The following is an 8,770-nucleotide window of genomic DNA, read 5'->3' as shown; positions in this document are numbered from 1 at the left end:
AACCGGAATCAAACCATAGTTCATTTAGTAATAAACTTTAGTTAGCCGCAAATGTATGAAAAAAAAATCATTCATTTATTGCATTATGTTCTAAATATGCTTTAAATCTAAAACTTCCTTTAATTATGAGGATCAGTCTTACACTACTTTTCCTAGTGGTATTACAGCTTTCTGCTGAAAATAGCTACGCCCAACGAATGCGTATTGCCATTTCTATGAGTAATGTATCTGTAGAACAGGTACTGAACAAAATCGAGGAGACTTCTGACTACGTATTCCTCTATAATGATGAGACGATTCAAAAGAGTCGTATTGTGTCTGTAAGAAGTAAATCCGGAAAAATTACTGATATTCTGGATGATATATTCAAAGGGACGGATATATCGTATACTGTGATTGATAAACAAATAATATTGTCTAAATCAAATAAAGTTAACCAGACTGCTAAGGCTATTCAGATAAAAGGTACGGTAAAAGATGCCTTGGGAGAGCCGTTAATTGGTGTCAGTGTATTGGTGAAAGGTACTTCTAACGGTACGGTGACTGATTTGGACGGGAGATTTTCTTTGAATGTTTCCGTTGGAGATATTCTTGAATTCTCGTATGTTGGTTATGCAGCTCAGTCGGTAACGGTAAAAAATGCGACCCCGTTGGATATTGTGTTGAGTGAAGATGCGCAAGCTCTGGACGAGGTGGTAGTAACCGCATTGGGTATCAAGAGAGAAGCTAAGGCTTTGACGTACAATGTGCAGGAAATAAAAGCAGCCGGTATTACAAAAGTGAAAGATGCTAACTTTGTAAATAGTCTTTCCGGTAAGATTGCAGGTGTGACTATCAATCAGAGTTCATCGGGAACCGGTGGATCTTCCCGTGTTGTCATGCGTGGAACGAAATCTTTGTTTGGTGAAAATAATGCATTATATGTTTTGGATGGTATTCCAATGCAGGGGTTAAGGACCAAACAATCCGATAATTTTTATGAGTCTGTTGAAGTAGCTGATGGTGACGGTATATCTAATATCAATCCGGAAGATATAGAAAGTATGTCAGTTTTGACTGGAGCTTCTGCAGCGGCTTTGTATGGTAACAGAGGAGCTAACGGTGTGATATTGATTACAACCAAAAAAGGTGCAATTGGAAAGCCTAGAATAAGTTACTCTAACAGCACTAGTTTCTCAAGACCTTTCGTTACTCCGGAATTTCAGAATACATACGGACGTAAGGAAGGTGAATTCAAGAGTTGGGGAGATAAATTGGAGAAACCTTCTACATATAACCCATTGGACTTCTTCCAGACAGGTTTCAATACGATGAATTCTATTGCCGTATCGACCGGAACGGAAACTAATCAGACTCATATATCTTTTGGAGCTGTAAACTCAGAGGGTATTATTGACAATAATAAATACAACCGTTACAACTTTACATTCCGTAATTCTTGGGATATTGTGAAGAATGTTTTGAGTATGGATATGGGATTATTCTATATTAAACAGAATAATCAGAACAGTAATGGGCAGGGTATGTATTATAATCCTTTGGTACCAATTTATTTGTTTCCACCAAGTGACGATATAAATAAATATGCTGTTTATGAAAGATATGATGCCGACAGAAATTTCAAGACTCAATATTGGCCTTATGGTAATCAGGGATTGGGTATGCAAAATCCGTATTGGATTATCAACCGTAATATGTTCAATACCGACAGAGATCGTTATATCATTTCATTGTCAATGAAATGGAATATAACCAATTGGCTTAATATTATCGGACGTGCCCGTATTGATAATGCTTATACTGATTTCGAACGTAAACTGTATGCATCTACAGATGGGTTATTCGCAAAATCTCAAGGAAATTATATGAATCAAGAAGATAAGAATACTTCAACTTATCTTGATTTCTTAGTGAATGTAGATAAGAAGTTCGGTGAAAATTATCATCTGTTGGTAAATTTAGGAGGGAGCTTTTATGATGAGAAATATAAATCGGATACGTTTGAAGGCAATTTAGTAGGGGTGCCTAATTTCTTTCACCCGAGTAATATACCTTCTACGGAAAGTAATTATAACAAATCCGAATTACATACCCAGACACAGTCCATCTATGGTAAAGCTGAAATCGGTTATCGGAACTTTCTTTATGCAGATGTCACAGGACGTATAGACTGGTTTTCTACATTGGTAGGTACATCTAAAGAATATGTATGTTATCCTTCAGCTGGTCTTTCAGTCATATTGTCAGAAATACTTCCTTTGCCGGAAAAGATCATTTCTTTCTGGAAGATTCGTGGATCATATGCACAAGTTGGTAATCCTCCAAGCGCATACCTTCCTTATGCTACGGTAGCATTGGAGAATGGTAATGCAACAAGTGCCAATTTTACGCCTGCCAGTCATTTAAAACCGGAGATGACCAAGGCATTCGAGTTCGGTATGGACCTGCGTTTGTTCCAAAATAAATTGAATATCGCAGCAACATATTATAATTCAAACACTTATAACCAATTGTTTAAATATGAGCTACCGCCTAGTACAGGGTATGCTTTTGCTTATGAAAATGCCGGTAAGGTAAATAACTGGGGTATTGAATTGAGTGTTGGTTTTAATCAAGATCTGGGACCTGTACAGTGGAATTCAAACTTGATTTATTCAATGAACCGTAATGAGATTAAAGAATTACTTCCTGAATATGTAACCGACCGCACTACGGGTATGACCGTAAAGTCACCGACAGAGTTTTCTGTGGCCACTGCTGATTCATATAGAATGATTTTGAAAAAAGGTGGTAGTATGTCTGACATTTATGCGACTAAACTGAAACAGGACTTGCATGGAAACATTCTTATTACTAATGGGGGCGTGTCGGCAGAAGAAAATACTTTCATCAAAGTAGGTTCTGCGGCTCCAAAATATAATTTAGGTTTTAGAAACAGCTTTTCTTGGAAGGGGCTGGAACTTGATTTCTTGATTGACGCACGTGTTGGCGGTGAAGTTATCTCGGCTACACAGGCTCTGATGGATCAGTTTGGAGTGTCTCAGCAAACAGCAGATGCACGTGATAATAAAGGTGTAGTGGTGAATAAAGGAAAACTGGATGCGGAACAGTATTATGGAACTGTTGCTTCAGGTAAGACCGGTTTGCTGGCACATTATGTATATAGTGCAACCAATGTTCGTTTACGTGAAATGTCATTATCATATATGCTTCCATCAAAATGGTTTGGAGAAAAGTTAAATATTTCTCTTTCTTTGACGGGACATAACCTGTTGATGTTCTACAATAAAGCCCCATTCGATCCGGAACTTACGGCTAATACAGGGACTTATTATCAAGGTTTCGATTATTTTATGCCTCCTAGTTTGCGTAGTTTCGGTTTTGGTGTAAAAGTTAACTTTTGATTTTAATTTTTTAAAAAGAAGAAAATGAAAAACAAAATCTATAACATCTCACATATTTGTTTCCTGATGCTTATTTCCTGTTTTTTGTTAGGAAGCTGTATGTCTGATACGATTAATCTGGATCCTGATAAAATTCAGGAAGAAGAATTAGACAAAGATAATTTATGGGGTAGTTATCTCACGACGATGCAGCGTAGGGTAGTTCCTGAAGATGTTAACTTGTTTCAGCGCTCGGAGGACCTTTTTGGTAATATGTATTCTGGATATTTTGCAGGAACGCAGAACTGGGGAGGGGGAGCAAATGGTACTACTTACGCTATTTCTGATGAATGGAAGGATGCTCCTTTTAAAAGTGCGTTTGTGGAATTTTTGTCTTCTTGGAATATTCTGCGTCAGAAAGTGGATTCTACATCTGTTCTTTTTGCTGTTGGTGAAATTGTAAAGGTGGAAGCTATGCATAAAGCTACGGATATGTATGGTCCATTACCCTACTTGAAATTTGGATTGACAAATCCCGTCCCTTATGATTCACAACAGGCTATCTATGAATCATTCTTTAAGGAACTTGATCATGCCATTGATATCTTGGTTAAATTTGATCAGGCTAATCCGAGTTCTAAAGCCCTTGTTAAATTTGACCTGATTTTTAATAGTAATATCCCGAATTGGATTCGTTTTGCAAATTCTCTGAAATTACGTTTGGCGATGCGTATAAGTGCTGTTTATGAGGATGCTCAGAAAATAGCTGAAGCAGCAGTTGCTCATCCGTATGGGGTGATTGAAAGTAATGACAACAATCCGACAATGCAGTCCAATTCTAACCTTTCGTTTACCTATAACAATCCTATTCACAGTATTAGTAGTGCCGAAGGTTACGAAGAGGATGTAATGGGTGCCACTATGGATGCTTATTTGAATGGTTTTGAGGATCCTCGTAGAGCTGTGTTTTTTGCGTTGTCTTCTAATGGCAATTATCGAGGGTTGCGTAATGGACATAAGAATGGAGATATTTTTAAAGGTGACGAGGGGTTGTCTAAACCTAATATACAACAAGGAACACCTTACATCTGGATGACTGCGGCTGAAGTTTTCTTTTTACGGGCGGAAGGAGCCTTAAAGCAATGGGATATGAAAGGTACTCCGGAGGCTCTTTATAAATCCGGAATACGTGCTTCTTTTGAACAGCATGGAGTCAAAAATGTGGAAAATTATCTGGTCAGTACTAAAGTCCCGGCAAGATATCCTGGATTTAAGGCTAGCCCTTCCGCGCCTGCGCCATCTGATATTACGGTTGTTTGGAATACGAACAGTACAAAAAAACAGTTAGAACAGATTATTACCCAGAAATGGATTGCAATGTATCCATTAGGACAGGAAGCATGGAGCGAATTCCGTCGTACAGGATATCCTAAAATATATGAGATTGTCAATAACGAAAGTGGCGGTGTTATTAGTACTTCTATACAGATCCGCCGTGTTCCTTTCCCTTATTCTGAATATCTGGGGAATAAGGATGAAGTAGAAAAGGCTATAAAACTATTGAACGGTCCGGATACCGGAGCAACTCGTTTATGGTGGGATTTAGCAGACAAATAGTAATAAGTATTATTTATAATAAACGATATGAAGAAATTATTAATGTATATAATTGTTTCTGTGATGATTGGCACGGGGATTATATCGTGCAATACGGATATAGAAGCTTTGGATATAGTAGTTCCTGATAATATGTCTGAAGAATATTGGGAAAATTTGAGAGCATATAAAGCTAGGAATGATCATGAAGTCTTTTTTGGCTGGTTTGGCGGATGGACAGCTAACTCTGCTGATATGATAAACTTCTTGAGCAGTGTACCTGATAGTGTGGATATTATTTCTATATGGGGTGATTATAAGAATTTAAGTCCGGCTCAAATAGAAGATTTGCGTTATGTGCAGGATGTGAAAGGAACTCGGGTGACATATACGATCTTCGCTCACAAAATTCCTGATGAATTTATGTCTGGAGAGAATCATGAAATTGCAACCTCGGAGGGAATAGAAGAATATGCCAAGGCATTAGTTGATACAATGTATAAGTATGGTTATCAAGGTATTGACCTTGATTATGAGCCTGGATATCAAGAATTCCCGGGAGTTCCGTTCAATGGTCCTTTGGTTGGACCTTCATATATGTGGCCTGACTATATGGACAATATGGAAATTTTTGTAAAAGCATTGGGTAAGTATATTGGGCCAAAATCCGGAACTCGTAACTTGTTGATTATCGATGGTGTGCCTTATCATTTGAAACAAGGACTGGCTGAGTACTTTAATTATGGTGTTGTGCAGTCATATAATTCTTCATCGTATTCTGATTTACAGAGGCGCTTTGATAATGCTGCTCAGAATGGTTGGAAACCAGAACAGTATATCTTTGCAGAGACATTTGAAGGTGGAAAATATGTGAATGGAGGGGTTTCGCATACTTTAAGAGAGGGAGGTACAGTACCGTCACTGGAAGGTATGGCACGTTTTCTTCCTATGTATGAAGGTAAATTGGCTACTCGTAAAGGAGGTTGTGGTACATATCACATGGAAAATGACTACCGCTCTAATCCTAATTACAAATGGACACGTGAGGCTATCAGAATAATGAATGAACATTAATATTTGAAAAAATGAAACAGAATATAAAATATGCACTATTGGCTCTGTTCTCCTTTTTAATGATGTCTTGCCAGAAAAGTCAGGAATATTATGAAGGAGTGTATATTGTAGGAGCAGATAAATTATCTCCGGTTGCTAATTTGACGATTGATGATTTACCGGCAGTGATTGGTATTAAGGTTGCTTCATCTAATGCAATGGGGAATAATGTGGAAGTAATGATGAAGTCTACTCCGGAATTGGTAGAATCGTTTAATAAGGAGTATAAGAAGAATTATGAATTACTTCCTGAAAAATCTTATAAGTTGGAAAATACAAGCTTGATAATTGAAAATGGAAAAAGCATTTCTTCAGAAGGTGTACGTTTAAGTATTATCAGTCGCGAACTATTGAAAGAGGGTACGACTTATGTGCTTCCGGTAAGTATTGCGGGAGTGTCTGATAAGAATCTTTCTGTCATAGAAGGCTCGCGTACTATATACATCGTTATTAATCAAGTTATCATAACACAAGCGGCTGATTTGTCTAATACTGCGGAATATTTTAAGGTTGATTTTAGGAAAGAATCAAAATATAATACCGCGGCATTGCCAAATGTAACGTTTGAAGCTCGGGTACGTTTTAAGAAGATGACACCTACAAGTAGAAAATGGTGCTTCTCTGTTATGGGATTGGAAGAGAACTTCTGTTTGCGTACGGCAGGCAGTAATACAGAGGGTTGGAAACTGCAATTGAGTGGTGGAAGTCCAGCTATCGATTCCAGAGATGTTTTGCCTAATGATAAGTGGGTGCACTTAGCTTGTGTTTATGATGGTTCACAAGGTAAAAAGTTTATTTATGTTAATGGAGAATTACAAGGAGAACTTCCGGATACACGAGGTACTGTTGATTTAACCTACGCTTACGGGCAGGATGCAAATGCCGCATTCTATATTGGACAATCAGCTGCTGATGACCGTTATATGAATGGGTATGTCAGCGAGGCACGTGTATGGGCTGTCGCCCGTTCAGCTGCTGATTTGAAGAATAACGTATGTTGGGTGGATCCTTTAACTGATGGGTTGGTTGCTTATTGGAGATTCAATGAACCTGCTGAGGATAATGCTAAGGTTGTAACCGATCTTACTGGTAATGGATACAATGCTACTTTTGCTGGTTGGGGAAATCTTAGGTTTGTAGAAGGAGTGCGTTGTCCTGATAATACTGCTGAATAGTTATAATAAAGATATTTAAACAATAGTGTGAAGCCTAAAAGTTAGATAAAGGGACTTTTAGGCTTCTTTTTAATTTTAATCGATGTAGGTTTATATACAAACAGGAGGTATTTCGGAAAAATAAAGTCTCCCAATGTATGGATATCCAAATATATGTGCTATTTTTGTCATATACAAAAGTTATGTAATATGTCTAGATACGTCAATCCTTTTACAGATATAGGGGTTTAAGATAATTTTCGGTCAGCCTGCCAGTAAGGAGCTTCTTATAATTCTACTGAATGAATTGCTTGCCGGAGAGCATCATATTGAGGACCTTGTTTTTCTGGATAAGGAGGATCGTGCGGATAATATTCATGACAAGGGAATTATTTATGATCTATATTGTCGTACTGATAGTGGTGAATTTATAATTGTGGAAATGCAGAATCGTTGGCATAGCCATTTTCTGGACCGTACACTTTATTATGTTTGCCGTGCCGTGAGCCGTCAGATAGAAAATCCTCTTCCCAAACATATTCCGATACCCGAGAATCGGGATGAAAATGGAATGTTGGTGAAAGAAGAATTTGTTCCTTATGGAAAACGTTATCAACTTTCTACTGTTTATGGTGTTTTCTTAATGAATTTCAAGGAAGCGGGATTGGAGGAAAAGTTCCGTACGGATACGGTTGTCTCGGATAAGGATTCGGGAGCTGTGGTAAATCCCCATTTTCGCCAAATCTATTTGCAGTTCCCCTATTTTACAAAAGAATTGGCGGATTGTAATACTTTATATGATAAATTAATTTATGCATTGAAGAACATGAGTAATTGGAGCAGAATGCCTGATGCATTGAAAGACCAGGTGTTTGAACATTTGGCAAAATTGGCGGCAGTAGCAAATCTGTCGGAGGAGAATCGTATCGCTTATGATAAAGCGGTAGACCGCTATAGTGTGAGTCAGATTGTGGAAGAAGACGAACGTCGGGCGGCTGAAGAAAGGTGCCGGATTGCTTTAGAGGAGGGGACAAGAAAAGGGATTGAAAAAGGTATAAAAGAAGGTATAAAAGAAGGAAGAAAAGAAGGAAGAAAAGAAGAACAGTATAATATCGCTCGTCAAATGAAGAATGACGGAGTGCCTGTTAACAGTATTATTAAATATACAGGACTTGCGATCGAAGAAATTGAACAATTATAATTTAGTATATTGGACATTTTATAATCATTTGTTTAAATGTATACTAATAAAAAACTCTCGTCACAAATAGGCACTGTCCACAATTTTGTGTAAATAGAAAACTTCAGGATTCGGGTTTTATACTTGAATCCTGTTTTCAAATATAGTAATAAATTGGTTAAATATCAATGCCCAATTCCAAATAGGTTGGTACCATTTCTTTTCGATTTCGTTAATGGCCAGATAGACAGATTTTTCAGTGCATCATCATTTTGGAAAATGATAGCTTATTTTTTGGTGTACTTTCTAATTTTCCCATTCAGATTTTCAATAAGATTAGTGGT

Annotated in this window: 4 protein-coding genes and 2 pseudogenes; 5 read left to right on the top strand and 1 reads right to left on the bottom strand. The window is 37.6% G+C overall.

Features of this window, described 5'->3' with window-relative positions; translation table 11 throughout:
• Positions 1-125 precede the first annotated feature (125 nt).
• From BACFIN_RS02465 to BACFIN_RS21025, 5 genes and pseudogenes are all read left to right on the top strand, one after another.
• Positions 126-3,404 (top strand): TonB-dependent receptor, encoded by a 3,279-nt coding sequence (locus tag BACFIN_RS02465; protein ID WP_007757392.1) that lies wholly within the window; start codon positions 126-128, stop codon positions 3,402-3,404.
• 24 nt (positions 3,405-3,428) lie between these two features.
• A complete protein-coding gene (locus tag BACFIN_RS02470) occupies positions 3,429-5,000 on the top strand; it encodes a RagB/SusD family nutrient uptake outer membrane protein (RefSeq protein WP_022275023.1) in 1,572 nt (523 codons plus the stop codon).
• Positions 5,001-5,027: 27 nt separating this feature from the next.
• On the top strand, positions 5,028-6,053 hold the full coding sequence (locus BACFIN_RS02475) for a glycoside hydrolase family 18 (RefSeq protein WP_007757390.1): 1,026 nt from the start codon (positions 5,028-5,030) through the stop codon (positions 6,051-6,053).
• Positions 6,054-6,064: 11 nt separating this feature from the next.
• Positions 6,065-7,267, top strand: a complete 1,203-nt coding sequence (locus BACFIN_RS02480) for a DUF1735 and LamG domain-containing protein (protein WP_007757389.1) — start codon at positions 6,065-6,067, stop codon at positions 7,265-7,267.
• Positions 7,268-7,456: 189 nt separating this feature from the next.
• Positions 7,457-8,447: pseudogene (locus tag BACFIN_RS21025) on the top strand (PD-(D/E)XK nuclease family transposase).
• 117 nt (positions 8,448-8,564) lie between these two features.
• Here BACFIN_RS21025 and BACFIN_RS23775 read toward each other — a convergent pair.
• Positions 8,565-8,770 (bottom strand): annotated as a pseudogene (locus BACFIN_RS23775) (transposase); the annotation flags it as partial.

The organism is Bacteroides finegoldii DSM 17565 (assembly GCF_000156195.1).
GTDB lineage: Bacteria > Bacteroidota > Bacteroidia > Bacteroidales > Bacteroidaceae > Bacteroides > Bacteroides finegoldii.
The sequence above is the reverse complement of the archived record's forward strand: the minus strand, read 5'-3'. Positions and strand labels throughout refer to the sequence as shown.

Bases quoted from the DNA above. Each gene is read 5' to 3' on its own strand.
- BACFIN_RS02475 (WP_007757390.1), top strand. From the start codon at position 5,028: ATGAAGAAATTATTAATGTATATAATTGTTTCTGTGATGATTGGCACG.
- BACFIN_RS02465 (WP_007757392.1), top strand. From the start codon at position 126: ATGAGGATCAGTCTTACACTACTTTTCCTAGTGGTATTACAGCTTTCT.
- BACFIN_RS02480 (WP_007757389.1), top strand. From the start codon at position 6,065: ATGAAACAGAATATAAAATATGCACTATTGGCTCTGTTCTCCTTTTTA.
- BACFIN_RS02470 (WP_022275023.1), top strand. From the start codon at position 3,429: ATGAAAAACAAAATCTATAACATCTCACATATTTGTTTCCTGATGCTT.